The organism is Streptomyces caeruleatus, assembly GCF_001514235.1.
Taxonomy (GTDB): domain Bacteria; phylum Actinomycetota; class Actinomycetes; order Streptomycetales; family Streptomycetaceae; genus Streptomyces; species Streptomyces caeruleatus.
In genome coordinates, this window is record NZ_KQ948924.1 from 286,377 (window position 1) to 311,866 (window position 25,490).

The 25,490-nt window shown below is 71.3% G+C and carries 20 protein-coding genes and 1 pseudogene; 4 read left to right on the forward strand and 17 right to left on the reverse strand.

Annotation, left to right across the window (positions count from 1 at the left end; genetic code table 11):
• Window positions 1-14 precede the first annotated feature (14 nt).
• The 5 genes from AQJ67_RS01330 to AQJ67_RS01350 are packed head-to-tail and all read right to left on the reverse strand — an operon-like array spanning window position 15 to window position 6,441.
• Window positions 15-2,021, reverse strand: coding sequence for an endo-beta-N-acetylglucosaminidase (locus AQJ67_RS01330; protein ID WP_062716083.1), 2,007 nt, complete (start codon window positions 2,019-2,021; stop codon window positions 15-17).
• A complete protein-coding gene (locus AQJ67_RS01335; protein ID WP_062716085.1) occupies window positions 2,018-3,286 on the reverse strand; it encodes a glycoside hydrolase 5 family protein in 1,269 nt (422 codons plus the stop codon). Before AQJ67_RS01335 ends, AQJ67_RS01330 begins: the two co-directional genes overlap by 4 nt.
• A gap of 33 nt (window positions 3,287-3,319) precedes the next feature.
• Window positions 3,320-4,231 carry a carbohydrate ABC transporter permease gene (locus AQJ67_RS01340; protein WP_062716087.1) on the reverse strand — a complete coding sequence of 304 codons (912 nt, stop codon included), beginning with the start codon at window positions 4,229-4,231 and terminating at the stop codon, window positions 3,320-3,322.
• Window positions 4,228-5,142, reverse strand: a complete 915-nt coding sequence (locus AQJ67_RS01345; RefSeq protein WP_062716089.1) for a carbohydrate ABC transporter permease — start codon at window positions 5,140-5,142, stop codon at window positions 4,228-4,230. The genes AQJ67_RS01340 and AQJ67_RS01345 overlap by 4 nt, the downstream gene beginning before the upstream one ends.
• A gap of 6 nt (window positions 5,143-5,148) precedes the next feature.
• A complete protein-coding gene (locus AQJ67_RS01350; RefSeq protein ID WP_062716091.1) occupies window positions 5,149-6,441 on the reverse strand; it encodes an ABC transporter substrate-binding protein in 1,293 nt (430 codons plus the stop codon).
• Between the two features lie 194 nt (window positions 6,442-6,635).
• On the opposite strand from AQJ67_RS01350, the gene AQJ67_RS01355 reads away from it, so the two are divergent.
• The gene (locus AQJ67_RS01355) at window positions 6,636-7,682 is read left to right on the forward strand and encodes a LacI family DNA-binding transcriptional regulator (protein WP_062716092.1); all 1,047 of its coding nucleotides are present in this window, start codon (window positions 6,636-6,638) and stop codon (window positions 7,680-7,682) included.
• A gap of 55 nt (window positions 7,683-7,737) precedes the next feature.
• Here the strand turns inward: AQJ67_RS01355 and AQJ67_RS01360 are convergent, their stop codons facing one another.
• The 3 genes from AQJ67_RS01360 to AQJ67_RS01370 are packed head-to-tail and all read right to left on the reverse strand — an operon-like array spanning window position 7,738 to window position 12,282.
• Window positions 7,738-8,844: a serine hydrolase domain-containing protein gene (locus tag AQJ67_RS01360; RefSeq protein WP_062716094.1), complete on the reverse strand. Its 1,107-nt coding sequence runs from the start codon at window positions 8,842-8,844 to the stop codon at window positions 7,738-7,740.
• A 44-nt stretch (window positions 8,845-8,888) separates the two neighbouring features.
• Window positions 8,889-10,430 carry an alpha-L-fucosidase gene (locus AQJ67_RS01365; RefSeq protein ID WP_062716096.1) on the reverse strand — a complete coding sequence of 514 codons (1,542 nt, stop codon included), beginning with the start codon at window positions 10,428-10,430 and terminating at the stop codon, window positions 8,889-8,891.
• Between the two features lie 10 nt (window positions 10,431-10,440).
• The gene (locus tag AQJ67_RS01370) at window positions 10,441-12,282 is read right to left on the reverse strand and encodes a family 20 glycosylhydrolase (protein WP_062716098.1); all 1,842 of its coding nucleotides are present in this window, start codon (window positions 12,280-12,282) and stop codon (window positions 10,441-10,443) included.
• Window positions 12,283-12,529: 247 nt separating this feature from the next.
• Between AQJ67_RS01370 and AQJ67_RS01375 the strand changes: the two genes are divergently transcribed.
• On the forward strand, window positions 12,530-13,882 hold the full coding sequence (locus AQJ67_RS01375; RefSeq protein ID WP_062716099.1) for an amidase: 1,353 nt from the start codon (window positions 12,530-12,532) through the stop codon (window positions 13,880-13,882).
• A gap of 34 nt (window positions 13,883-13,916) precedes the next feature.
• Here AQJ67_RS01375 and AQJ67_RS01380 read toward each other — a convergent pair whose 3' ends face one another.
• The 4 genes from AQJ67_RS01380 to AQJ67_RS46510 all read right to left on the reverse strand — a co-directional run bounded on the left by AQJ67_RS01380 (window position 13,917) and on the right by AQJ67_RS46510 (window position 16,525).
• Window positions 13,917-15,125: a GDSL-type esterase/lipase family protein gene (locus tag AQJ67_RS01380; protein ID WP_062716101.1), complete on the reverse strand. Its 1,209-nt coding sequence runs from the start codon at window positions 15,123-15,125 to the stop codon at window positions 13,917-13,919.
• A gap of 17 nt (window positions 15,126-15,142) precedes the next feature.
• The gene (locus AQJ67_RS01385) at window positions 15,143-15,721 is read right to left on the reverse strand and encodes a TetR/AcrR family transcriptional regulator (protein ID WP_062716103.1); all 579 of its coding nucleotides are present in this window, start codon (window positions 15,719-15,721) and stop codon (window positions 15,143-15,145) included.
• An 81-nt stretch (window positions 15,722-15,802) separates the two neighbouring features.
• The gene (locus AQJ67_RS01390) at window positions 15,803-16,285 is read right to left on the reverse strand and encodes a GNAT family N-acetyltransferase (RefSeq protein WP_062716104.1); all 483 of its coding nucleotides are present in this window, start codon (window positions 16,283-16,285) and stop codon (window positions 15,803-15,805) included.
• A 66-nt stretch (window positions 16,286-16,351) separates the two neighbouring features.
• Window positions 16,352-16,525, reverse strand: a complete 174-nt coding sequence (locus AQJ67_RS46510) for a hypothetical protein (RefSeq protein ID WP_107122756.1) — start codon at window positions 16,523-16,525, stop codon at window positions 16,352-16,354.
• 473 nt (window positions 16,526-16,998) lie between these two features.
• Between AQJ67_RS46510 and AQJ67_RS01395 the strand changes: the two genes are divergently transcribed.
• Window positions 16,999-17,448: a hypothetical protein gene (locus AQJ67_RS01395; RefSeq protein ID WP_062716105.1), complete on the forward strand. Its 450-nt coding sequence runs from the start codon at window positions 16,999-17,001 to the stop codon at window positions 17,446-17,448.
• 25 nt (window positions 17,449-17,473) lie between these two features.
• On the forward strand, window positions 17,474-18,280 hold the full coding sequence (locus AQJ67_RS01400; protein WP_062716106.1) for an SDR family oxidoreductase: 807 nt from the start codon (window positions 17,474-17,476) through the stop codon (window positions 18,278-18,280).
• Between the two features lie 85 nt (window positions 18,281-18,365).
• Here AQJ67_RS01400 and AQJ67_RS01405 read toward each other — a convergent pair whose 3' ends face one another.
• From AQJ67_RS01405 to glgA, 5 genes and pseudogenes are all read right to left on the reverse strand, one after another.
• Window positions 18,366-19,883: an SDR family NAD(P)-dependent oxidoreductase gene (locus tag AQJ67_RS01405; RefSeq protein ID WP_062716107.1), complete on the reverse strand. Its 1,518-nt coding sequence runs from the start codon at window positions 19,881-19,883 to the stop codon at window positions 18,366-18,368.
• A 124-nt stretch (window positions 19,884-20,007) separates the two neighbouring features.
• Window positions 20,008-21,345 carry a wax ester/triacylglycerol synthase family O-acyltransferase gene (locus AQJ67_RS01410; RefSeq protein WP_062716108.1) on the reverse strand — a complete coding sequence of 446 codons (1,338 nt, stop codon included), beginning with the start codon at window positions 21,343-21,345 and terminating at the stop codon, window positions 20,008-20,010.
• A gap of 145 nt (window positions 21,346-21,490) precedes the next feature.
• Window positions 21,491-22,896, reverse strand: a pseudogene (locus AQJ67_RS01415) (glycoside hydrolase family 2 TIM barrel-domain containing protein); the annotation flags it as partial.
• Window positions 22,897-23,034: 138 nt separating this feature from the next.
• Window positions 23,035-24,255, reverse strand: a complete 1,221-nt coding sequence (glgC, locus tag AQJ67_RS01420; protein ID WP_062716109.1) for a glucose-1-phosphate adenylyltransferase — start codon at window positions 24,253-24,255, stop codon at window positions 23,035-23,037.
• A gap of 51 nt (window positions 24,256-24,306) precedes the next feature.
• On the reverse strand, window positions 24,307-25,467 hold the full coding sequence (glgA, locus tag AQJ67_RS01425; RefSeq protein ID WP_062716110.1) for a glycogen synthase: 1,161 nt from the start codon (window positions 25,465-25,467) through the stop codon (window positions 24,307-24,309).
• Between the last annotated feature and the right edge of the window lie 23 nt (window positions 25,468-25,490).

Below are 25,490 nucleotides of genomic sequence, written 5' to 3' on the forward strand. Positions count from 1 at the left end.
GGCTGGGGGGACGGTTACCAGGGGTGGGTCACGGTGACGGGGGCCGACGCTGTGTACAGCTCCCCTACGGCACGCAGTTCCAACCGCGCGGCCACCTCGTCCTGTTCGGGCCGTAGGCCGGCGACGAAGTAGGCGCGCTGGCAGGTTCCGCCGAGGAAGCGCCGGGTGCCGTCGGGCAGGACGCGGTGCAGGGTGTAGTGCCGTACGGCGCCCGGGGAGGCGTCCCAGGCCAGGCGCAGATCGCCGCCGGTGGCGCCGGTGATCCGCAGGCCGGAGGGGGCGGCGGGGGCGACGGGTTCGTTCCGTACGGCGATCCCGCCGAGCCGCCAGCTCACCGGGCCGTCGGTCGCGGTGAGCCGGACCCCGAGCGCGCGCACCGTTCCGCCCAGGCCTGTGAGCCGTACGGTCGACGTCTGCCACGTGTTGACCGAGTTCACAGGGAAGAAGGTGTACGGCGGTGTCGCCCCCGGCTCGCTCGGCTCGGCGGTGGCGACGCCCAGCTCGACGTTCACACCGCCGGCGTCGACCCGGTGTGTCAGCTCGACAACCGTGTCAACACCCAACGGCAGCCGTGTCGCATACACATCCACCACCACGGGTTCGTCGAGTTCACCGTCGACGAGCACACTGCTCCCGCCCTGCCACGCATCGGCGAAGTCGAAGGTCACAGCCGGGCGTTGCCCGTCGGTGTGCACGACCCAGCGCCGGGACGGCAGCCGGTCCTGCAACCCGAGATGGTTCCAGGGCGCGTCCGAGGCCACCTCCCCCGCCTCGTACCAGCGCAGCCCGTGCCCGGTGTTGAACACGCTCGCGAACGGCACCGACGTCACCGTCGAGCGGTCGGCGACGGACACGGCGGGCGCCCGCCAGCCGTCCGTGCCGTCCGGCGCGGACGGGTCGAGCGAGCGTCCGGTCCAGAACCGGTCGTCGGCGGCATGGAAGTCACCGGGCGCCCGACCGTCCGCCGGCAGGTGGTTGCGCGTCCACTCGGGCCGGTAGAAGCCGACCGACGTGACATGCGCCTTGTCCGAGGGCACGACCGCGTCCCACCGCACGGAGGAGTTCCACCCGTTCGCCTCGACATCGACGCCCGCCCACAACTCGTACGGGCTCCGCCCGAGTTGCCGGGACCGCCGCCCCGACGCGGACAGACCGCTCGCCGTCCACCGGAAGTCGACGAACATGTCGTCGGCGGCCTGGAAGAACGCCTCGTTCTGCGCGTTGAGCGCCCCCTGCCAGCTCACGCTCCCGTTCACGGTCATCGAGTCGTACCAGGTCACCCGCTGCCCCTTGGCCTTGGCGAGTGTCTTCAGCTCCCGCAGGAATCCCAGCATGTCCGCACCCAGCGCGGCGTCCCCGCCACTGGTCTCGGCGTTCACGAACCACCCGTCGAACCCGTACGCCTGTGCGACCGCCACCAGCCGCTCGGCCAGCGGATACCGCCCGGCGGCGTCCTTCTGTACCAGGTCCCGCGTCCACCGCAACTGCCCGCCGTAGGCCACGGGCGGCAGGAAGACGTTCCCGAGGACGGGCACCCCGTGCCGGTGGGCGGCGTCGACGATCGGCGCGTTCGGCGCGAGGATCAGCCCCTCGCCCGACGAGCCGCCCCAGAAGACCAGCTCGTCGATGTACGCCCAGTGGGTGAGGGCGTAGTAGTCGGCGGTGGCCGACCCCTGGGAGGGGTTGCTCGCGGTGGGCCCGAAGGACACCAGGGACTGGATGCGGGCCTGACCCGCGCGGGCCGTGGTGTTGGCCGGGGTCGGGGCGAAGCGCGGGGCCAGCGGCACGGTCGAGGCGTTGAAGGCGAGGTCCGGGTCGTCGGCGGGGCGCCAGGACTTCAGGCCACGCCAGGCGATGCCGGGGCCCGGGGTGCCGGAGGGCAGGGAGTCCGGGTACCAGTAGGAGGCGTACGGCTGGAGGGCGGCGGCCCTGGTCCTGGGTGCGGCCGTCGCGGCCGAGGAGGTCAGCGGCAGCAGGGTGGCGGCGCCGGCGAGCAGGACGATGCGTCTGGTGGGTTTCACGAGCGGGTGCCTCCTTGGCGTCCTTGTGGGGCGGGGAGTGCCTGATCGGGAGTGACGACCTCGGTGACGCCGCGCGCGGCCAGGTGGTCCTGGTCGTCGGCGCGGGTGTCGAGCACGGTGGTGGGGCGGGCGCCGTCGGCGGTGAGCCGGAAGAAGGCGTCGAAGACGGGGCCGCCGGGGGCGCAGGCCGAGCGCACGGCCGGGTCGGCGGGGACCACGAGTGCGGTGGTCCGGGGCGCGGGCGCGTAGGTGTGCCGCGCGCTCGCGGCCCGCGCCAGAACGCCGGCCGTGTCCTTCGGTTTCCGGTCGTTGGTCAACAGGCCGAGCCCGTATTCGAGTGCGGGGAAGTCGGCCAGCTCGCGGGACACGTCGTGCGAGCACCACCAGGTGATGCCCCACAGGTCGGGGCAGTCCAGGGCATGGGTCACGGTCGCCTCGGTGAAGGCGGCGGCGTGCTCCGCCGGGACCAGCGGCGCGGGCGCGCCGACCTCCTGGAGCCAGACGGGGCGGTGCGGGTCGTCGGCCCAGGCCTTGCTCAGCTCGACGAGGTAGGCGGCGTGGTGCTCGGCCGGCACGGAGGTGCGGCCGTGGCGCTGGGCGGTGCCGTTGAAGACCCAGGAGTGCACGGCCGTGACGCCGCCGTGCCGCGCGGCCTGGGCCGGCGTGAACGGCTGGTCGTCCTGGTACCAGGTGGCGTCGTACTCGGCGTGCAGGTGCAGCCGCCCGGGGGCGCCCTCCTCGCAGGCGGCGAGCATGCGGGTGAGCCACGCGTCGATCTGCTCGGCCGTGGCCCGGTCGGGGTCGGGGTGCGGGCCCGCCGAGAACTGGTTGACCTCGTTGCCGAGGGTCATGCCGATGAAGTTGGGGCGGCCGTGCAGGGCCGCCGCCAGTGTGCGCAGGTAGCCGGCCTGGCCCTCGACGACGTCGGGGTCGGTGAAGAGGTTGCGCCGGTGCCAGGTCCGGGTCCAGGCCGGCAGGAAGTCGAAGCTGCTCAAGTGGCCCTGCAGTCCGTCCACGTTGACGTCGAGACCACGTTCGGCGGCGGCGTCGACGAGCCGTACGAGATCCGCGACGGCCCGCTCACGGATCAGGGTGCGGTTGGGCTGGAAGTACGGCCACAGCGGGAAGACCCGGATGTGGTCGAGGCCCAGCGCCGCGATGGAGTCGAGGTCGGCGCGTACGGAGTCGAGGTCGAAGTCGAGCCAGTGGTGGAACCACCCTTCGCTCGGGGTGTAGTTGACGCCGAAGCGCACGGCAGAAGGCATGCGGTGTCCTTGCTAGGCGGGGGGGTTGGGGGTTCAGCCCTTCACCGCGCCCTCGCCGACGCCGCGGAAGAAGTACCGCTGGAGGCAGGCGAACAGGGCGATCAGCGGCGCCACGGCGATGATCGTGCCGGCGGCGACGAGGCGCTCGTCGTTGGCGAAGGTACCGTGCAGATAGTTGAGGCCGATGGTCAGCGTGAACTTGGACGGGTCGCTCAGCACGATCAGCGGCCACAGGAAGTCGTCCCAAGCCCCCATGAACGCGAAGATCGCGACGACGGCGACGGTCCCCTTCACGGACGGCAGCGCGATCCGCAGGAACCGCTGCCAGACGTTGGCGCCGTCGACATAGGCGGCCTCCTCGATCTCGTACGGCAGGTTGAGGAAGGCGTTGCGCATCAGCAGGACGTTCAGGGCGCTGATGGAGCCGGGCAGGACGACGCCGACGAGGGTGTTGTTGAGGCCGAGCTCCCGCATGGTCGTGAACTGGGCGATGATGATGCCCTCCACGGGCACGAGCATCGCCAGGATGAAGGCGAGGGTGGCCGCGCGGCGGCCCCGGTAACGCAGCCGCGCGAGGGCGTAGCCGGCGAGGGCCGCGCCGACGCAGTTGGTGACGACGTTGGCGGTGGCGACCTTCAGCGAGTTGAGGGCGTAGTCCCAGACGGGGATGGTGTCGGCGACACGCTCGTAGTTGTGCAGTGTCGGCTCGCCCGGGAGGAACTTCGGCGGGGAGCTGAAGATGTCCTCGGTGGGCCCCTTGAGGGAGGTCGACAGCTGCCAGAGGAAGGGGCCGACGGTCAGGGCGAGGACGGCGAGCAGCAGCAGGTAGCGCAGGGTGAGTTCCCACACCCGTACGTGGCGGCCGTGCTCGTCGGTGACGCGGGGTTCGCGGGCTGCGGCCGGGGGCTTCGACGCGGCGGTCCGTGCCTTCTCCAGCAGGCTCATGACTCCTCCCTGCGGTCGGCGCGCAGCACGAGCAGCATCAGGGCGACGGTGACGACGAAGACGACGACGGAGATGGCCGAGGCGTAGCCGACGCGGCCGGTGAGGCCGGTGCCGGTGCGCTGGACGAGCATGACGAGGGTGGTGTCCTCGCCCGCCGGTCCGCCGGTCGGGCCGGCCATCAGATACACCTCGGAGAACACCTTGAAGGCGGCGACCGAGGACAGTGCACCGACCAGGACCATGGTGGAGCGGACGGCCGGGACGGTGACGGTGCGGAAGCGGCGGATCGCGCCGGCGCCGTCCACGGCGGCCGCCTCGTGCAGTTCGCGCGGCACGTTCGCCAGCGCCGCCAGATAAATGATCATGTAGTAGCCGAGGCCCTTCCAGACCGTCACGGCCATGGCGCTCAGCAGGAGCAGCCACTGGTCGCTGAGAAAGCCGACCCGGCCGACGCCGATCGCCTCCAGCAGCGCGTTCACCAGGCCGCGCTCGTCGAGCAGCCACACCCAGATCAGCCCGACGACCACGATCGAGGCGACGACCGGGGTGTAGAAGGCGGACCGGAAGAAGGTGATGCCGGGGATGTTCTTCTGCACGAGCAGCGCGAGCAGCAGCGGCAGGATCACCAGCGCGGGGACGACTCCGAGGACGTACAGCGTGCTGTTGCGCAGGCCGATCCAGAACATGTCGTCCTGGACCAGCTCGCGGAAGTTCGCCAGGCCCACGAACTCGCCCGGGATCAGGGTGCGCCGGTCGGTGAAGGCGTTGACCAGGGTGGAGACGAACGGGTACAGGATGAAGACGCCGATGATCAGCATCCCCGGCGCTGCGAACAGCCAGGGGCTGGTGGGCAGTTGGCGCCGCACCCGTCGCTCCGGGCGCCGCGTCCGACAGACAGCGGAACTGGCCATCGCCCGCTATCCCTGCTGCTGGAGAAGCCGGTTGCAGGCCTCGACAGCGTTGTCAAGAGCTTCCTTCGGGCTCTCCTTGCCCTGCAGGGCCTTGGCGACCTCGTTGCGCAGCTCGGTCTTCATCTGCTCGCTGAACAGCACCGGCGTGTAGTTGACGGCGTTCTTCAGCGACTTGGCTGCGGCCACCCGCACCCGGGTCTCGTCGGTGCCGTCCTCCTTGGTGAAGTACGGGTCGTCGAGCGAGCCGGCGGTGCTGGGGAAGATGGCGACCTGCTGGGCGAACGACATCTGGTGCGCGGCGTCGGTGACGTAGTGCGCGAAGGCGACCGCGGCCGGGGTGCGCTTGGTCTGTGCGTTGACCATCACGCCCATGACGTACATGTTGACGTGGCCGGTGCTGGTGATCTGGTCGGTGATGCCGATGTTCTTGTACAGGTTCGGCGCCTGCTTCTTGAAGTTGCCGAGGTCGAGCGCGCTGCCGGGGTTCATGGCGACGGCGCCGGTGAGGAACTTCTTGCCGGACGACTCGGGGGTGGCGGTCAGGGCCTGCGGGTCGAGGGCCTTGGCGTCGTACAACTCCTTGTATTTCGTGAAGAGTTCGACTCCCTTGGCGTCGTTGAAGGTGAAGGCGTCGCCTTCCTTGTTCATGAGCTGGACGCCGTAGCGGCCGAAGTCCTCGATGGTGGGGACGTTGGCCAGGGTCGCGACCTCGCCGTCGGTCTTCTCCGCCATCCTCAGCGCGGCGTCGAATACCTCGTCGTACGTCTTCGGCGGCTGCTCGGCGTCGAGGCCGGCCTCCTTGAAGAGGGTCTTGTTGTAGAAGAGCGGGCCGGTGTTGAGGTACCAGGGGAAGGCGTACGTGCCCGTCATGCCCGGTATCCGGTGGCTGGCCCAGGCGCCGGGCAGGTACTCCTTCTCGTACCGGGACGCCGCCTTGTCGAGGTCGAGCGCGAGGCCGGCCTTGGCGAGCGGGGCGACCAGGTCGGGGGAGACGTTGACGACGTCGGGGAGGGTGCCGCCGGCGGCGTCGGCGCTGATCTTGTCGGCGTAGCCCTCGGCGGGCTGGTCGATCCACTTGACGTCGGTGCCGGGGTACTTCTTCTCGAAGTCGGCGATCAGGCCTTCGAAGTAGTCCTTGAAGTTGGCGCGGAGATTCCAGGTCTGGAAGGTGATGTCGCCCTCGACCTTGCCGGAGGCGTCGGTGGCGGCGCCGTCGCCCCCTCCCGAGCCGCAGGCGCTCAGCGGCAGGACGACACAGACGGCGAATGCGGCAGCGAGGGCTCTACGGGAAACGGGCACCGTGAACCGTCCTCCTTTTATGGGCGGGTTGGTCGACGAGGCAGACCCTGCACGCCGTTCCGCGAGCCCGTCAATGGCTCTCGCACAGCTAATTTCATTAGTGACTAATGCGCATTAGGCTCATCGAGCTGAACCGCATTAGTGCATACTGCTCCGGGAATGTGTCGCCGGAATGGGGAATCAGGGGAACCACCATGTCAGGCAAGCGGTCACCGGCCCGTCGGCCGACGATGAAGGACATAGCGCGGCACGCCGGCGTCTCGCAGAGCGCCGTCTCCTTCGCGTTGAACGGACGCCCCGGGGTCTCGGAGGACACCCGTGAGCGGGTGCGGCGGGTCGCCGAGGAGCTGGGCTGGCGGCCCAGCACGGCGGCGCGGGCCCTGTCCGGGGAGGGCGCGGCGACGGTCGGCTTCGTACTGGCGCGGCCCGCGGACACGCTGGGCGTGGATTCGTTCTTCCTCCAACTCGTCTCCGGCATCCAGGAGGTGCTGGCGGAGCGCCATCTCGGGCTGCTGTTCCAGGTCGTGGAGGACGTCGCCGACGAGTGCGCGGTGTACCGGCGCTGGTGGGCCGAGCACCGCGTGGACGGCGTCCTGGTCGTCGACCCGCGCACGGACGATCCCCGCCCCGGTCTCCTCGACGAACTCGGCCTGCCCGCCGTGGTGATCGGCGGCGCACCCGACGACCGGCACCCCGGCCTGTCGACCGTGTGGGCGGACGACGCGGGCGCGATGGCCTCGGTCGTGGACGGCCTGTACGCCCTCGGGCATCGGCGGATCGTGCACATCGCCGGGCTGCCGGGGCTCGCCCACACGGAACGCCGCATCCGCACCCTGCGTGCCGAGGCCGGGCGGCGCGGCCTGTCCGAGGTGAAGTCCGTGACCACCGACTACTCCGACGCCGAGGGCGCGGCGGTCACCCGCCGGGTGCTGGAGGGTCCCACTCCTCCGACCGCCCTGATCTACGACAACGACGTGATGGCCGTCGCCGGTGCCGCCGCGGCCGCCGAACTCGGCTTCTCGGTACCGGCGGACGTCTCGGTGGTGTCCTGGGAGGACTCCGCGCTGTGCCGCATGGTCAAGCCGTGGCTGTCGGCGCTGTCCCGGGACAGCGTGGAGTTCGGACGCACGGCGGCACGTGAACTGACCGCCCTCCTGGACGGGGGGTCGGCGCGGGCGGTGCGGGTGCCGGTGCCGCGGCTGGTGGAGCGGGGCAGCACGGGGGTGGCGCGGGGCGCCTGACCTTCGCCGCCCCCTGGATCGCCCCGGGACCGCGGCCCCGCGCCACCGAGTCATGCTAGCGGCGCAGCCCCTGAAGCCCCTCGTAGGCGGTCGTCACGAGCTCCAACCCCCGGGTGTCCTCGGTGGGTTCGCGCATCTGGTGGGTCACGTACGCCACGACCATGCGGCTGTCGGGGTCGATCATCACCAGGGAACCGCCCCAGCCGCCCCAGCCGTACGCGTCGCCGAACAGGCCGTAACCCAGGCCCCATCGCATCGGCATACCCAGGACGCGGTCGTCGCCGTCGAACTGTTCCTCCCCGGCGCGGTCGCAGCCGGCCGGCGACAGCAGGCGCACGCCGTTCACCTCTCCCCCGCAGGCCAGGAGCGACTGCACCAGCGCGACGGAGCGGGCGTTGCCGTATCCGCTCGCCGCGGGGATCTGCGCACGGCGCCAGGCCGGGCTGTTGCCGTCGCGGACGCGCACGCCGTTGCCGGCCTCGGAGCCCGTCGGGTTGTCCGGGGCGCTCGCCGCGTAGTCCTCGTCCCGGCCCGTCGGCGGGATCGTGAGGGCGACCCGGTGGTCGTGTGCGGGCGGCAGACCGATGTGGAAGTCGGCGCCCAGGGGACCCGTCACCTCCGCGGCGAGGAACTCGCCCACACTGCGGCCGGTGACCCGGCGCACGACCTCGCCGACCAGGAATCCCTGGGTGAGGGAGTGGTATCCGGCGGCCGTGCCCGGCTCCCAGCGGGGAGCGCGCGCGGCGAGCCGGGACGTGGCGGCCGGCCAGTCGTGGAGCTCGTCGACCGTCCCGTCCCAGTCGGGCAGACCGGCCGTGTGCGAGAGCAGGTGCCGTACGAGCACCTTGTCCTTGCCGGCCGCCGCGAACTCCGGCCAGTACCGGGCGACCGGTGCGTCCGGGTCCAGTTTGCCGCGATCGACGAGGACCAGGGCGCACAGCGCGGTCATGGTCTTGGTCACGGACCAGACGTTGACGAGGGTGTCGCGCTCCCACGGGACGGTGCGGTCGGCGTCCGCCCAGCCGCCCCAGACGTCGACGACCGGTTCGCCGTCCACGCAGACGGCGACGGAGCCGCCCGCGTCCCCCGCGTCCAGCATGTCGGCCAGCGCGTTCGGCACGGCGAGAAACAGGCGGTCGTAGGTGCCCTGGATGTCGGCCATGTGCCCCATCCAGCCGGTGCGGCCCCGTCCCGGTCAACCGAATTTCAGACCTGCGACCGGTACAGCCCGAACTCCACGAGCCGCGCCGCCGCCCGCGAACCGGTCACCCGCACCCGCCACCGCCGCGCCCGCACCGGTACCGCCAGCAGCAGGATCCGGCTCGCGCCGATCGCCCCGGCCCGGGTCACCTCCGCCCAGGCCCCGTCACGCTGTGCCTCCACGACGAAGCTCTCCACCTGCTGCCCGTACCGGATGTCCTCCGCGAGCCGGATCCGGTCCACCTCGCGCTCCCGGCCGAGGTCGACCGTGACACGGCCCGGTGCGGCGGTGGTCCGGGCGTCGCGTGCCAGGTCCTCGGGGAGCTCGCGGTCGACGCGCTCGCGGAACTCCCGCAGCCGTGCCACGTCCGCGGCGGGCAGGAGGCCGTCCGTGTCCGGCGGGATGTTCAGGAGCAGCACCGAGTTGCGGCCCACCGACCGGAAGTAGATGTCCGTCAACTGCTCGACACTCTTGGGCTGTTGGTCGGCGTGGTAGAACCAGCCGTCGCGGATGGACACGTCGCACTCGGCGGGCCACCACTGGAGGTGGTCGGCGACGGGCCGGGCCTTCACCAGGGCGGCACGGCTGCCCATGTCGGGCGCGTCGTAGGAGAGGGCGTAGTCCGTACGCCCGTAGTCCTTCTCCTGCACCGGCACGACGCTCCACTCGTCCTCCCGGGCCAGCCCGCCCTCGTTGCCGACCCAGCGGACATCCGGGCCGGACACGGCGATCACGGCGTCGGGCGCGAGGGCGCGGACCAGGGTGTACCAGCTGTCCCAGTCGTACTTCTCGACCTTGTCCGGCGGGATACGGCCCTGGGCGCCGTCGAACCAGACCTCGTCGATCGGGCCGTACTCGGTGAGGACCTCGTAGAGCTGGTTGAGCATATGGGCGCCGTAGTCGGTGGCCGGGAGGGTGTACGACCGTGACGGTGTGCGGTCGTCGTCCGGGAGAGGGGTGGGGATGGTGTGGTCGGTGCGGGCGCTGCCGTTGGCGTAGACGCCGTGGAGGTACTGGTTCTCGTCGGCGGGCGAGATGTAGACGCCGACCTTGATGCCGTGGCGGCGCATGGAGTCGGCGAAGGAGCGCAGGACGTCGCCCCGGCCGCCCTGCCAACTGCTGGACGCCACCGAGTGGTTGGTGTAGCGGGTCTGGTGGAGCACGAAGCCGTCGTGGTGCTTGACCGTGAGGATGGCGAGCCGGAAGCCGCCGTCGCGCAGGGCGCGTGCCCACTGGTCGGTGTCGAGGCCGGTCGGCTGGAAGACGTCGGGGTCCTCGTCGCCGGTGCCCCATTCGAGGCCGGTGAACGTGTTCACACCGAAGTGCAGGAACGCGGTGCGTTCCAGGCGCTGCCAGGCGATCTGCCGTGCGGTGGGGCGGACCTGGGAGGCCTTGCGGACCAGGTCGGCCTCGGTGTCGTCGGGGCTGACGGGGATGCGGTAGCGGTCCTCTGCGTCGGCCGCTGCTGCTGCGCGGGCGGGTCTGGTGGCGCCGGTCGCGGCGAGGACGGCGGCTGTCGCGACGAAGGCGCGACGGGATACGGCCATGGCAGGCTCCTCAGCTCAGGTGCCATACGGCGGGCGGGTGCTGGTCCGGCGGGTACTGGGCGAGCCGGCCGTCGTCCGTGACGCTCACCGTCATCCGGGTGATGGCGTTGACGAGCCGGTATCCACCGGCCATGGGCTCCAACTGCCAGCGCTGGAGGGTGTTCGCGGGATCGCAGGTCTGCGGTGTCGCCTCCACCCCGGGTTGCAGCGGCACGTTGAGCGTGAGCTTTCCGCCGCGCACCTCGAGGCAGCCGTCCGCCGTGCGCACGGTCGCGTAGCCGTCGGGCGTGCGCCGCAGCTCGGCGGTGAAGGACCGCCCGGACGCCCGGAAGGTGTACGACCCGTCCGCCACCGGTACGCGGGTCAGGTCCCGCCATCCGGGGGCGTGGCCCACGGCCGTGCCGCGCGCCGTGAACTCGGCGTAGGTGGCGTCCGGGTGGGGTTCGCCCCAGGTCGCCTGGGCGATGTGCCGCAGCGCCGGCCACAGGGCGACGGCGACCTCGTTCTCGGTCTCGCCCCGGCCGTTGTCGGGCCAGAGGCTGATCTTCGCTCCGGTGACGCCGTCGGCTGAGGCGAGCTTCTCGCCCTCGAAGCTGCGCGGGTCCCAGCTCTGGTCGTACAGCCCCTTGGTGTCGCTGTGGAAGCCGCCGCGGACCAGGTAGAGGGCGTAGGCGGCGTTCATCACCGGGTAGCCCTGCGCGAGGAGGCGGCTGGGCTTGACCGCCACGTTCAGCCAGTGTTCGACGGTCGTGCCGGCGGTCACCGGGACGGTGTTGGCGCCGGTGAGTCCGTCGTTCCAGATGCGCAGCTTCTTTCCCTTGCCGGCCGCGTAGGTGTGGACGCGGTTGACGAAGTCGATGAAGGCGTCCTGGGGTGTGGCGTCGGGGCCGTACCTGTCCTGTGCGTACTTCAGGATCTGCGGGTACTTGGCGAAGTCGGATCCGAGCATGTACTCGTCGGCCCCCATGTGCCAGGAGGCGGCGGGGAAGACCTCGGCGTACTCGTCGATCAGACTGGTGTAGTACGCGAAGGCCTCCGGCCTGGTGATGTCGAGCCGCGAGGGCTGCTTGTTGCCGTCGGAGTCGGTCAGCTGGAGGTCCGGGCGGCTCTCGATCCACGGGTCGATGTGGCCCGGTGAGTTGATCTCGGGGATGATCTCGACGTGGTACCGCTTGCCGAGGGCGACGAGGCGGCGGATCTCGTCCTTGGTGTAGTAGCCCCAGGTGTTGGCCTCGGGGTGGGCCTCGCTCTTCACCTTCAGTTCGAGGAGCAGCTGGTTGAGCTTGTGGTACGCCATCTCGCGGACCAGGTTCTCCAGCCAGGGCAGGGAGACGTGGATGTAGCAGGCGCAGACACCGACACCCCGCTCCTTGTAGCGCGGTACGTCGACCGTGCGGCCGGCCGGGACGCGGTCGCCGCGGACGAGGAGCTGGAGGAGGGTGCGGGTGCCGTAGAAGGCGCCGGTCTCGGTCGCCGCGGTGATGGACAGCCGGTCGCCCGCGCGGAGTTCGTAGCCGTCCGTGCCGAGGGTGGTCCGGGAGGGCCGGACGTCGATGACGATGTCGCCGGGGCGGGTGCCGCCGGGCACCACGGCGGGCGTGCCGTGTCCCGCGTCGCGCAGATCTCCGGCGAGGGTGTCGGCGACGCGCCGTTCGCCGGCGCCGTCGGCCACGAGGCGGGCGGAGCGCCGGTAGGTGTAACTGCCGGATGCCGGGGTCCAGTCGGCCAGGGCCGGCACGGTGACCGGCGCTGCCGTCCGGGCCTCCCGCGCGAGGGCGGGCACCGGCGCGACGAGCAGCACCATCAGCGTCAGCACCGCCAGGACACCTGACGATCTCCAGCGTCTCCTCATGAGGCACCCCTATTCATCGGATGTCTGATGATTGGGCGGGCCCCAGGGGCTGTCAATGGGACGCGAAGTGAGCGGAGTTGGCTCATTGATCGGATGACGCGCAGGTCAGCGGGCCCGCGCCGGGAAGGGACGCCGTGAAAAGTCCAAGAAGAGGCGCCCGAATATCCAAGCGTGGCGCCTCTCGACGCCGGGCCCGCCGCGGGGCAGAGTTCTCCTACATACTCGCGAGTAAGCCCGAGGAGCAGCCGTGACCAGCTGGGTCGGCAGGACCGCCGCCGAGATCGCCGCCGCCGTACGCGAGAAGCGGGCCACACCCCGTGAGGTGGTGGCCGAGCACCTGGCCCGGATCGAGCGGCTCGACGGTCGCGTCGGCGCGTTCCGGGTGGTGCGGGCCGAGACGGCGCTCGCCGAGGCCGACGAGGTGGCCTCGCGCGGCGACCTCGCCGAACTGCCGCTGGCGGGCGTGCCGGTGGCGATCAAGGACAATCTCGCGGTGCGCGGCGAGTCCAAGCGGATCGGCTCGGCGGCGACCCCGGACACCCCGGCCGACGAGGACCATGTGACCGTGGCCCGGCTCCGGGCGGCGGGCGCGGTGGTCGTGGGCCTGACGAACGTGCCGGAGCTGTGCGTCTTCGGCACCACGGAGGGCGTGCACGGCACGGCCCGCAACCCGTGGGACACCTCCCGTACGGCGGGCGGCTCGTCCGGCGGCAGCGCGGCCGCGGTCGCCGCGGGCATGGTGCCGATCGCCCTCGGCAACGACGGCATGGGCTCGTTGCGCATCCCGGCCGCCAACTGCGGCCTGATCACCATCAAGCCCGGCTACGGCGTGGTCCCGGCCGGCGTCAGCGACGGCGACTGGTTCGGCATGTCGGAGAACGGCCCGCTGGCCACGACGGTCGAGGACACCCGCCTGATGCTGTCGGTCCTCGCCGGCACCGACGTCGTACGGTCGGACGCGCCCGGCACCCACAGGATCGCGGTGTCCCTGCGCAGCCCGCTCGCCGGCGTCGCCGTCAGCAAGCCGTACGCGACGGCCGCCCGCGAGGCCGCCGGGCTGCTGATCAAGGCCGGTCACCAGGTGCGGCGCGCGGACCCGCCGTACCCGATGTCGCTGGGGGTCACCTCGCTCACCCACTGGACGGCGGGCACGGCCGAGGACGTGCGGGGTCTCGACCCCCGGCAGCTCACCCGCCGGACCCGGGTCCACGCCACCGTCGGCAAGCGCTTCGTGGACCGGGTGCGCGGCGGCGAAAGCCGGGAGCAGCTGCGCCGGCGACTGGAGCCGTTCTTCGCCGAGTACGACGTGCTGCTCACCCCGGCCCTCGCCCGCCGCTCCCCCAAGTCCGAGCCCTGGCACGAGCGCGGCTGGCTGCGCAACGTCCTGGCCAACACCAACTACTCGCCGATGACTCCCCCGTGGAACCTCACCGGCTGGCCGGCGATGGCGATCCCCTTCGGCACCCTCCCCTCCGGCGCCCCCAGCGCCGTACAACTGGTGGGCCGTCCTGGTTCGGAGGCGGACCTGCTGGGCCTGGCGGAGCAGATCGAGAAGCTGCGGCCGTGGCGGCGGACGGCTCCACTGGACCCGGTCCTGTAGCCCGGCGACGCCGACACGATCCAAGCAACGGACCCTAGGGCGTCACCATGCCAGGCCCGGCCCCGAACGGCCCGTCCGCCGTGAACGCCAGCCGCGCGAAGCGCTCTCCGATGCGGCGGTGGGTGGCGGCGTCCGGGTGGAGGCCGTCGGGCAGGGGCAGTTCGGCGGAGTCGGTCTCGCCGTAGAGGTCGCGGCCGTCGAGGTAGTGCAGGTTCGGGTCGTCGGCCGCCCGCTGCTTGACGATGCGGGACAGCTCGTCCCGGATGACGCCCAGGGTCAGCTTGCCGCTCGCGCGCTCGGCCGGGTCGCCCATGGCGACGAAGCGCAGACGGCCGGCGCTCATGCCGCCGAAGTCGGGGGCGCAGGGTCCGGGTGTGTCCTCGTGCATCGGGCACAGGATGGGAGACACGACGAGCAGGGGTGTCGTCGGGTGGCCCTCGCGGATGGTGTCGAGGAAGCCGTGGACCGCGGGCCCGAAGGCGCGCAGCCGCATCAGGTCGAGGTTCACCACGTTGATGCCCAGCTTGACGCTCACGAGGTCGGCGGGGGTGTCGCGCAGGGCGCGGGCGGTGAACGGGTCGAGCAGGGCGCTTCCGGCCAGGCCCAGGTTGATCAGCTCCACGCCGCCGAGCGAGGCGGCGAGCGCGGGCCAGATGCCGGTGGGGCTCGCGGCGTCGGATCCGTGGCTGATCGAACTGCCGTGGTGCAGCCACACCCTGCGGCCCGGATCACGGGCGGGCTCGACGGGGGCGTCGGTGCGCAGGGCGATCAGTTCGGTGGTCTCGTTGTGCGGCAGCCAGATCTCGACGTCCTTGTCGCCGGCGGGCAGCCCGGTGAAGCGGACGGTGCCGGCCGGGCCGAACTCCTGCTCGGCGGTTCCGGCGGTCAGGTCGACGGTCACCACGTTGCCGCCGGTCACGCTGCCCTGGCCCGCGGGGCGGCCGTCGACGATCAGGTCGTACATGCCGTCGGGTCGGGCCGGCGCGCCCACATAGGCACGCTTGGTGCGCAGCGCGTCCAGTTCGACGGCCGTGGCCCGGGTGCGGAAGGCCAGCCGTACGCCGGAGGGCTGGGACTCGGCCATGGCCAGCTGTCCGTCGGTGTTCTGGGCGCGGGCCCGGGCGGGCAGCCGGTGCGGCAGCACTCCGTGCTCGGTGTGCTCGATGTCGAGGGCGCCGCGCAGAAGGGCGGCGGTGACGGGCGTGGTGATCCAGTCGTGCCGCATGCCGTGCTCGGTGTCCATGTGTCCTCCGCCTGTCGTCAAGGTGTGGGCTCGGTGGGCCAGTTGCGCAGCAGGGCGTCGAGGGCGTCCAGGATCCGCGTCCAGGTCTCCTGGGAGTCGGGGGCGCTGTGGCTGAAGCCGCCCGCGACCTCCAGGCCGGCGTAGCCGTGGAAGACGCTGCCCAGCAGCCGCACGGCGTGGGTCGCGTCCGGTTCGGCCAGGTCGTAGCCGCGCAGGATCGCCCGCGTCATCTGCGCGTGCCGGACGCCCGCGCCGGCCGCCGCGGTCTCGGGGTCCAGCCGCATCCGCGCGGCTGCGGCGCGGCCCGGGTGCTCGCGGCCGTAGTCGCGGTAGACGTTGGCGAAGGCGACCAGGGCGTCCTTGCCGGCCCGGCCCGCGACGGCGTCGGCGGCCCGGTCGGCCAGCTCCTCCAGCGCGAAGAGCGAGATCCGCGTCTTGAGGTCCTGGGAGTTCTTCACATGCGAGTACAGGCTCGCGACCTTGACGTCGAACCGCCGGGCGAGCTCCGACGCGGTCACCTGCTCGAAGCCGATCTCGTCGGCCAGCTCCGCACCCGCCCGGACCAGGCGTTGCGTGGTCAGTCCTACGCGTGCCACAACAGTCCTCCCGTTCGCCTTTAACGATTATGCATAAAGCTAAAGCGTTTAGGCAAACGGGAAGGCCGTGAAGGTGACTGGCTAAAGCGACCGGTACATGATGTGCAGGCCCACCCGCCCGTGCCGAGGGTGGTCGAACGCCTCCGGGACGGTGCCGAGAATCGTGAAGCCGAGGGAGGTCCACAGGCGCACGGCCGGGTTGGTCTCGACGACGGCGTTGAAGACCATGCCCCGGTAGCCCTCATCCTTGGCCGCGACCAGCAGATGCTCGGCGAGGGCACGGCCGACGCCGCGCCCGCCGTGGTCGGGGTCCACCATGAAGCCGGCGTTGGCGATACCGGCGGCGGGGCCGCCGTAGTTGGGGGTGAGGTAGGCGGAGGCGACGACGACTCCGGCGTCGTCCTCGACGACGTAGACGCTCTTGGCCGGGTTCATCCACAGGGTCCGCGCGTCGTTCTCGGAGGTGTCCGGGTCCCAGGCGTAGGTCTCGCCGGCGGCGACGATCCGGTGCCAGAAAGACCAAATCCGCGGCCAGTCGTCGGCCGCGGCTTCTCTGATCAGCATGGGCGTGAGTCTCGCACGCCCATGCGTCCGGCAATCGCGAAGGGCTCTGCCCCTTCGGTCGACTCGTCAGTCGACGCTGGGCAGGATGTGGGGCTCGGCGAGGTCGTCCTCGTAGCCCGCCAGGCGGATGGGGGCGGACCTGGCCCACACATCGAGACTGCCGATCTCCTTGGACCGGCGGCCCGCGCGCTCCGTGCGTTCCTTGGGGCGCTGTTCGCGATTCGTCTGCTCAGGTGTCACCGCGCACTCCTTTTGTGTCGGATCACCCTCGGGGCGAGGCCGGTCCAGTCTGCGGTCCGGTACTTGACGCCCGCTCGGGTCTTACTCAAAGTCGGCTCGGACGCGGTGGCGCCGGTGTACTGCTGTGAGAGCAGGCCGTTGTGCACCGGCTTGTCCCGGGACGGACCGTGGGTGTGGGTTGGGACCCTGTCATGCTGTCCGTCCGCTACAGACTAACCAAATGAGCGGGCGCCCGCTCGATGGGGCTGCAAACAAGCGGTAACTATCCGGAGTCGACCGGATTTCACCTGCCCGCCATCTCCTGTTTTGCTGTGAATTACGGCATTTACCAGTCACTCGTTCGGCTCAACGACATCACGCCACCCCGTGTCGGACCTCGCCACGCCGCGCAGTTCAGGTCCCGTTGGCCGAATCGCAAGGCGGCCATGATCTGCTGACGGACGCCAACGGCCAGCCGGCGGGAGGACTGACGCATGGAGCTGCGCAGTGTCGAAGAGCTGATGGATCTGCTGTACGCCTGCCGGGGCACCCGGGACGTCCCGGCCCCCGGGAGGGCCCGGGTCGATCTGCACCAACACGCGCTGCGGACCGCCGCCCTGCTGCGCCGCACCCGCCCCGCCGACAAGGAGCTCCAGGTCGCGGGGCTCGTGCAGGTCATCGGCCCGCTGCTGCGCCCGAGCGACGCGGCCCGCCACTCCGAGTCCGCGGCGGACGCGGTGCGCCCCCTCCTCGGCGAACGGGTCTCCCGCCTCGTCCGCGACCACCACCGGGCCCCGGACTCCGCGGACGACGACCTGCAGCGGCTGCGCCAGGCCGACGAGGAGGGCCGCGGCGCCGAGTTCGACGCCGGGGTCCTTGAGGACTGGCGCACGGTCCTGGAGCTGGTGGCGGCACGGAACTCGCCGCTCGGGGCTGTTGACTGACGGCCCGTCATGAGACGGTACGGCGATGACGTCGCCGTACGGACTTCAGGGCAGGGCCGCCGTCGTCACCGGCGCCACCCGCGGCATCGGGCACGCCGTCGCCCGGCACCTGGCCGACGCCGGAGCGCTGGTGTGCGTGACCGCGCGGGACGCGGACGAGGTACGGCGGGCCGCCACCGGGCTCGGCGGCATCGGGGTGCCCGGCAGCGTGGCCGACCCGGACCATCTGCGGGCGGTCGTGGAGCTGACCCTGCACGAGTTCGGCCGGATCGACGTACTGGTGAACAACGCCGCGACCAACCTGCCGTACGGCCCCCTCATGGACGTCGATCCCCACGCCTGGCGCGAGGCCTTCACCGTGAACGTCGAGGCACCCCTGCGGCTCGTCCAGTGCGCCTGGCGGGCCTGGATGCGCGACCACGGCGGCGCGGTCGTCAACATCTGCACCGAGGGCGCCACCCACGTCGGCCCCCGCATCGGCGCCTACGGCACCACCAAGGCCTCCCTGCTCCACCTCACCCAACAGCTCGCGGGCGAACTGGCGCCGAAGGTGCGGGTCAACTCGGTGTCCCCCGGCCTGGTCCGCACGGAAATGGCACGGTTCGTGTGGGAGCCGGGCGAGGAGGAGGTCGCCGCCGGACTCCCGCTCGGGCGCATCGGGGAACCGGAGGATGTGGCACGGGCGGTGGTGTGGCTGGCGTCGGACCAGGCGGAGTGGGTGACGGGGGCAGACCTGGTGGTGGACGGAGGCACTCGGGTACGCGCGGCGCACACGGCAACGGCGTACGCGATACACCAGCACCTACGGACGCCGGGAACTCGGCCCACCTGAGGGGCGCGGGGCTGTATGGATGTGCGGCTCCGCCGCGTGGGCGCGACCAGCCCCCGCTCACCCGCAGCCGCACGACCGCCCCCGCCTACCACTTGCCAGGCGCGTAATCCTTCAGAAAGACCCCGTACACATCCTCCCCGCCCTCACCCCGCACGATCGGGTCGTACACCCGAGCCGCCCCGTCGACCAGATCGAGCGGAGCGTGGAACCCCTCCTCGGCGAGCCGCAACTTGTCGAAGTGGGGACGCTCATCGGTGATCCAGCCCGTGTCGACCGACGTCATCAGGATGCCGTCACTCTGGAACATCTCCTGCGCGCTGGTCCGCGTGACCATGTTCATCGCGGCCTTCGCGGCATTCGTGTTCGGATGCCCCGCGCCCTTGTAGCCGCGCCCGAAGACACCCTCCATCGCGGAGACGTTCACGACGTACGCCCGCCCGCTCGCCGCCTTCTTCGCGGCGTCGGCCATCGCCGGCCGGAGCTTGCTGATCAGGATGAACGGCGCGGTGTAGTTGCACAGCTGGGTCTCGAGGAGCTCCACCGGGGAGATCTGCTCGATCGTCTGCACCCAGGTGTTGCTGTCGACGACGTCGGGCACGAGTCCGCCCGCGTCGATCGCGGTGCCGTCGAGGTGTCGGGCGACGCTGGCGTTACCCGCGACCAGGGCGAGGTCCGCGACCTTCTGGGCGTCGAGGCCGCTGGTGCCGAGCGGCAGCGCGGCGAGGCCGTCGACCGCGCCGGAGTTGAAGGCGCCGATGACGTGGTGGGCGGGGAGTTCACCGGCGGGCAGCGGGGCGCTCTCGCCGTCGACCAGGGCGGCGTAGGCGGAGGGCAGCCGGCGTACGGTCTGCGTCGCGTTGTTGACGAGGATGTCGAGGGGGCCGGCGTCGGCGACCTGGTCGGCGAGGGCGACGGCCTGGGCCGGGTCGCGCAGGTCGATGCCGACGACCTCCAGGCGGTGCATCCAGTCCGCGGAGTCGTCCATGGCCTTGAAACGGCGGATGGCGTCCTTCGGGAAACGCGTGGTGATCGTGGTGTGCGCGCCGTCCCGCAGCAGCCTGAGCGCGATGTACATGCCGATCTTGGCGCGGCCGCCGGTGAGCAGGGCGCGCTTGCCGGTGAGGTCGGCGCCGGCGTCGCGCTTGGCGCGGTTCAGGGCGGCGCAGTCCGGACAGAGCTGGTGGTAGAAGTAGTCGACTTCCACGTACCGGGTCTTGCAGGTGTAGCAGGAGCGCGGGCGCTGGAGTATCCCCGCGATCTTGCCGGCGTCGGTGGCCGACGACGGCAGGATGCCCTCGGTCTCGTCGTCGATGCGCTGCGCCGAGCCGGTCGCCGTGGCCTCCGTGACCGCCTTGTCGTGGGCGGTCTTGGCGGCCCGGCGCTCCTGGCGGCGGCGCTGCTTGACGGTGCGGTAGATCCCGGCGGTCGCCCGGCGCACGGTGATCGCGTCGGGGTGGTCGACCTCCAGCCTGTCGAGCTCGTCCAGCACGCTCAGGCACACGGCGAGCCGCTCCGGGTCGATGCCGGGGCCGTACACGACCTCGTCACCGGACTCGTGCACGACCTCGTTCGCGGTCGCCGAGCCTTCCTCTGTCACCGTCATCGCGCTGCCGTTTCCCTGATCACCCGAGCGGCGCTCCGACCGCGCCCGCTTTCGAACGGGGAATTGTACGGAGCGCCGGGTCACTCCTCCAAAATCCGGCGAAGGACCCCGGGAAACCGGGGGTTCAGGGAGCGCAGGCGGCGATCAGTGACTCCACCTCCTCGGAGACCGCCCTGGCCAGCACGTCGAGATCCGGTACGGCCTCCGCGTCGGCGACGAGCCCGTAGTGGACGCGGCCCCGGTACGTCGAGATCGCGACGGCCAGGGACTGGCCGCGGGCCAGCGGGGCGAACGGGAAGACCTCGGTGACCTGGTGGCCGCCGAGCTTCAGGGCGATGCCGGGCAGCGGCACGCTGGTCACCAGGATGTCGAACCAGAGCCGGGCGGCCTGGCTGACCAGCGGTCCGCCGATCCGGTGGCCGAGCGCCGGGACGTGGTCGGCGAGCAGGGCGACGGCCCCCGCGCCCCGGTTGGGTCCGGCGTCCTTGTTGCGATCCATTGCGGTGCGGACCGTGGCGAGGCGGCGCAGCGGGTCTGGGTCGTCGACCGGAAGCCGTATCAGGTAACCCGAGAGCCGGTTGCCCTGTGGGTGCGCGGTGCGGGGCCGGCGCTTGGAGACGGGGATCAGGGCGCGGGGCGCGACCCCCTCGCTGCCGTCGCCGCGCTCGTCGAGCCAGCGGCGCAGGGCGCCCGCGACGACGGCGATCAGGACGTCGTTGACGGTGCCGCCGACGGCCTTGCGGACCACGTGCACATCGTCGATGTCCACGACGACCCCGGCGGTACGGCGGGTTCCGCTGGGCTCGGCGACCAACGCGGACGACGAGCGCACGCCGAACGTGGACACGGCGACGGAGGCGCCGATGTCCAGGGCCCGGCCGACGTCCGACAGAGCGCCGCGGACCAGCCCCGGCAGCCTGCGCACATCCGGCAGACCACGGACTCGGGGCTCCTCGGGGCGGGGCTTGCGGGCGGGCATGTCCATGGGGTCGAGGACGGCGGCGGCCAGGGTCAGCGCGCGCAGTCCGTCGGCGAGGGCGTGGTGGAACTTGAACAGCACGGCGAAGGACACGCCGTCCTCTCCCGGCAGTACATGCGCCTCCCATGGCGGCCGGCCGCGCTCCAGCGGGCGCTCCATGAGCCGTCCCGCGACCGCCTGGAAGTCGGCGGTCGGGGCGTGCAGCCGGACGTGGTCGAGCGGATCGAAGTCCGGGGCGGGCTCCCGGGTGGCTCCGCCGAACGAGAACGGCTGCAGGAGGCCGACCGGCTGCCAGGCGTCACGGATGCGCATCCGCAGTCCCGGCACGGCGGCGGCACGGGCGGCCAGCAGGTCGGCCGCGTGGGCTCCGGCGGTGGGCGAGTGCGCGGTGAAGACACCGAGCGCGCCCAGGTGCATGGGGTGTTCCGCGGACTCGATGTTCCAGAACGCCAGGTCGAGAGGTGCCAGCAGGTCAGAAGTCAATGGCTTGCCTCGCGTCGACGAAGGGTGGACCAGCAGTCAATCGCCCGCTGGCGATTACAGTCAAGTACGATCAAGCTACGCTCAGTTAACGGCAGATTAAGTCCCGCCCCTCATGAAAGGGGCGGGACTCATGGTGCATATGAGGTCACTTCAGCACGGGTAGCGGCACCGGGCATCCCGACGGTGTCACCCGAGAGGCGTCACGGATGAGCGCCTCGTGAGCGGACCTGACCCGTTCGGTGTCCCGTTTGAGCACGGCGCGGTCGTAGGTCAGGAGCCCGTTCAGCTCACCCTCGACGTCCGTGATCTGGGTGTAGACGGCACCGTTGCCGCCCCGGCAGACCAGGGCGCGCACCTCGTCGAGCTTGGTGAGGTAGTCGTCGGTGTAGGTCGCCGGGTCGACGTCGACGTACGACTGCTGCACCGACCAGGCCTGCCCGGGGACCGCCAGGCCGAGGCCGCCGTACTCGCCGCTGACCAGTGCCCGTTCGCCGTCGGGCCGGGGCGGCAGGGCCGGGCTGGGACAGCCGTGCTCGTCCATGATGTCGCCGGCGTTGCCGTCGGCCCCGAGGTTCAGCCCCGACTGGTTGTTGACCAGCCGGGTCGGGTCCCAGGACTTCGCCTGCTCGGCGACGCGGCCGATGTCGTACTGGCCCCAGCCCTCGTTGAAGGTGACCCACGTGATCACCGACGGGCTGCCGGCGTGCTCGTCGATCATCTGCTTCATCTCGCGCTCGTACTGCGCGCGGGCCCCGGCGCTCGGGTTCACCCCCGCGGTCATCACGGGCATGTCCTGCCACACCAGCAGGCCCAGCCGGTCGGCCCAGTAGAACCAGCGGTCCGGCTCGACCTTGATGCGCTTGCGCACCGAGTTGAACCCCAGTTCCTTGTGCGCCTTCACGTCGTACGCGAGAGCCTCGTCGGTCGGCGTGTGCAGGCCGTCGGGCCAGAAGCCCTGGTCGAGGGTGGCCATCAGGAAGACCGGCGCCCCGTTGAGGGCCGTGCGCGGCACGCCGTTCACCTTCTCGACGGCGATGGAGCGCATCCCGAAGTAGCTGCCGACGCGGTCGGCGCCGACGGTCACCTTGAGGTCGTACAGGAACGGGTCGTCGGGTGACCACAGGTGCGGGTCGCGGAGGGTGAGCGTGAGCGGCTGTCCGGTGCGGCCGCTCGCGGTGGCGACCTTGCGCCGCCCTTCGTACGCCGTCGCCGTGACCGGGACGCCGTCGCGCACACCCTGAGCCTCTACGGTGAGCGCGCCGGCGTCGACGTCGGGGACGAGCCCCAGCCCGTCCACGTGATCCGGGGCGACCAGCTCCAGCCACACCGTCTGCCAGATACCGGAGGACGGGGTGTACCAGATGCCGCTCGGGTCCATGCGCTGCTTGCCGAGGGGCGGGTCTCGCCGTTCGCCGCGTCGGTCGGGTCGTGGACGCCCACGATGAGCTCCTGGGCGCGGCCGGGCTTCAGGGCGTCGGTGATGTCTGCGGCGAACTTGTCGTAGCCGCCCGCGTGCTCTGTGACCTTGGTGCCGTTGACGTACACCTCGGTCAGGCCATGGATCAACGTTGTCATGGACAGGTGTTGGCATGACAGCACGGATCCCGGCCGCCCGTCCAGGTACATGACAAGAGTCCCGCCCCTGGACGGGACGGGACTCGCACTGCCCTCGGTGTCGCCTCGCGCCCGCTACGGGACGCGCTGCTCCTTTCCCAGCGCGATCACTCCGCCCTTGGAGACGGTGTACAACTCGGCGTCCCGCTCCGGGTTGACGCCGATGGTCGCGCCCGGCGGCACCTCGACGTTCTTGTCCAGCACGGCACCCCGCACCACCGCGCCCCGCCCGATGCGCACGTTGTCGTGCAGCACCGCCCCCTGCACCACGGCCCCCGGGTCGACCACGACGCCCGGCGAGAGCACGGACCGCGTGACCTGGCCGCGTATGAGGCAGCCGGCGCTGATGATGGACTCGCTGGCCATGCCGCCCGCGTTGAAGCGGGCCGGGGAGAGCTGGCCGGAGTGGGTGTAGATGGGCCAGTTGCGGTTGTAGAGGTTGAAGGCGGGGCGCTCGGCGATCAGGTCCATGTGGGCGTCGTAGTAGGCGTCGAGGGTGCCGACGTCCCGCCAGTAGCCCCGGTCGCGGTTGGTCTCGCCGGGGACGTGGTTGGCGCTGAAGTCGTACAGCTGGGCCTCGCCCCGGCCCGTGAGCTGCGGCAGGATCGAACCGCCCATGTCGTGCACGGAGTTCTCGTCCTCGGCGTCGCGCTGGAGGGCCTCGATGAGGGCCTTGGTGGTGAAGATGTAGTTGCCCATCGAGGCGAACACGCACTCGGGGTCGTCCGGGAGGCCGGGCGGGTCGGCGGGCTTCTCCAGGAAGCGCTCCACGGTCAGGCCGTCGGAGCCGGGGCTGATCACGCCGAACGACGACGACTCGCCGCGCGGCACGCGGATGCCGGCCACCGTCACCCCCGCGCCGCTCTCGATGTGCTGGGACAGCATCTGGCGCGGGTCCATGCGGTACACGTGGTCGGCGCCGAACACCGCGACGTACTCGGGGCGTTCGTCGTAGACCAGGTTCAGGGACTGCAGGATCGCGTCCGCGCTGCCGAGGTACCAGCGCGGGCCGAGCCGCTGCTGGGCCGGGACCGGGGTGACGTAGTTGCCCAGCAGGCTGGACATCCGCCAGGTCGTGGTGATGTGCCGGTCCAGCGAGTGCGACTTGTACTGCGTGAGCACGCAGATGCGCAGGATGTCGGCGTTGACGAGGTTGGAGAGGACGAAGTCGACCAGGCGATACGTTCCTCCGAAGGTGACCGCGGGTTTCGCGCGGTCCGCGGTCAGGGGCATCAGGCGTTTGCCTTCTCCGCCCGCCAGCACGATTCCGAGCACCGAAGGTCCGCCACGACGCATGGCCGCTCCCCTCACCCTGGTTGGTCCCAACCTGCCCCTGAGTAGCGCGCGCTAAGCCTGTTTGAGGATCTCCCCGTAGAGCCGGACCGTCCGCCGGGCCACCGCGTCCCAGCCGAACTCCCCCACCGCGCGCTCCCGTCCCGCCTCGCCCATCCCCCTGGCCGTCTCCGGGTCGCCGATCACCGAGTCCAATGCCCGCGCGAGACCGGCCTCGAAGGCCTCGGTGTCGTCGTCCAGCGTGACGAGCAGGCCGCTCTTGCCGTCCTCGACGACCTCGGGGATGCCGCCGACCCGCGAGGCCACCACGGGAGTTCCGCAGGCCATCGCCTCCAGGTTGACGATGCCGAGGGGCTCGTACACCGAGGGGCAGACGAACACGGCCGCGTGGGTGAGGAGTTGGATCACCTCGGGACGCGGCAGCATCTGCGGGATCCAGTGCACGCCCTCTCGGACCCGGCTCAGCTCCTGGTAGAGGTCGCGGAACTCCTGGTCGATCTCGGGGGTGTCGGGCGCGCCGGCGCAGAGCACGACCTGGGCGGCGGGGTCGATGTCCCGTACCGCGCGCAGCAGATGGGGTACGCCCTTCTGGCGGGTGATGCGGCCGACGAAGAGGACGTACGGGCGGCCCGTGTCGAGCCCGAAGCGGGCCAGGACGTCGGTGCGGTGGTCGGGCCGGTAGAGGGTGGTGTCGATGCCGTTGTGCACGATGTGGACGCGGCCCGGGTCGAGCGCCGGATAGCAGCCGAGGATGTCCTCGCGCATGGCGCCGGAGACGGCGATCACCGCGTCCGCCGACTCGATCGCGGTGCGCTCGGCCCAGCTGGACAGGGCGTATCCGCCGCCGAGTTGCTCGGCCTTCCAGGGCCGCAGCGGCTCCAGGGAGTGGGCGGTCATCACATGCGGGATGCCGTACTGGAGCTTGCCGAGGTGGCCGGCGAGGTTGGCGTACCAGGTGTGGGAGTGGACGAGTTCGCGGCCGTCGAGTCCGGCGGCCATGGCGAGGTCCACGGAGAAGGTGCGCAGCGCGTCGTTGGCGGTGTCGAGCGCGGACCAGGGGCGGTGGCGTTGCACGCCGACCCCGCGTCCCTCGCCCCAGGAGTGCACCTCCAGGTCGACGAGATCCCTCAACTCCCGGGCGAGGAACTCGACATGGACACCCGCACCGCCGTACACGTCCGGCGGGTACTCCCGGGTCAGCAGTCCCACACGCACCCGGAACCCCCTGTTCTCAGCGG

Excerpts from the sequence above, each read along its gene's own strand:
- AQJ67_RS01395 (WP_062716105.1), top strand. The coding sequence starts at position 16,999 with ATGGAGCTGCGCAGTGTCGAAGAGCTGATGGATCTGCTGTACGCCTGC.
- AQJ67_RS01355 (WP_062716092.1), top strand. The coding sequence starts at position 6,636 with ATGTCAGGCAAGCGGTCACCGGCCCGTCGGCCGACGATGAAGGACATA.
- AQJ67_RS01380 (WP_062716101.1), bottom strand. The coding sequence starts at position 15,125 with ATGGACACCGAGCACGGCATGCGGCACGACTGGATCACCACGCCCGTC.
- AQJ67_RS01370 (WP_062716098.1), bottom strand. The coding sequence starts at position 12,282 with ATGAGGAGACGCTGGAGATCGTCAGGTGTCCTGGCGGTGCTGACGCTG.
- AQJ67_RS01405 (WP_062716107.1), bottom strand. The coding sequence starts at position 19,883 with ATGACGGTGACAGAGGAAGGCTCGGCGACCGCGAACGAGGTCGTGCAC.
- AQJ67_RS01345 (WP_062716089.1), bottom strand. The coding sequence starts at position 5,142 with ATGGCCAGTTCCGCTGTCTGTCGGACGCGGCGCCCGGAGCGACGGGTG.
- AQJ67_RS01340 (WP_062716087.1), bottom strand. The coding sequence starts at position 4,231 with ATGAGCCTGCTGGAGAAGGCACGGACCGCCGCGTCGAAGCCCCCGGCC.
- AQJ67_RS01335 (WP_062716085.1), bottom strand. The coding sequence starts at position 3,286 with ATGCCTTCTGCCGTGCGCTTCGGCGTCAACTACACCCCGAGCGAAGGG.
- glgC (WP_062716109.1), bottom strand. The coding sequence starts at position 24,255 with ATGCGTCGTGGCGGACCTTCGGTGCTCGGAATCGTGCTGGCGGGCGGA.
- AQJ67_RS01365 (WP_062716096.1), bottom strand. The coding sequence starts at position 10,430 with ATGGCCGTATCCCGTCGCGCCTTCGTCGCGACAGCCGCCGTCCTCGCC.
- AQJ67_RS01400 (WP_062716106.1), top strand. The coding sequence starts at position 17,474 with ATGACGTCGCCGTACGGACTTCAGGGCAGGGCCGCCGTCGTCACCGGC.
- AQJ67_RS01360 (WP_062716094.1), bottom strand. The coding sequence starts at position 8,844 with ATGGCCGACATCCAGGGCACCTACGACCGCCTGTTTCTCGCCGTGCCG.
- AQJ67_RS01390 (WP_062716104.1), bottom strand. The coding sequence starts at position 16,285 with ATGCTGATCAGAGAAGCCGCGGCCGACGACTGGCCGCGGATTTGGTCT.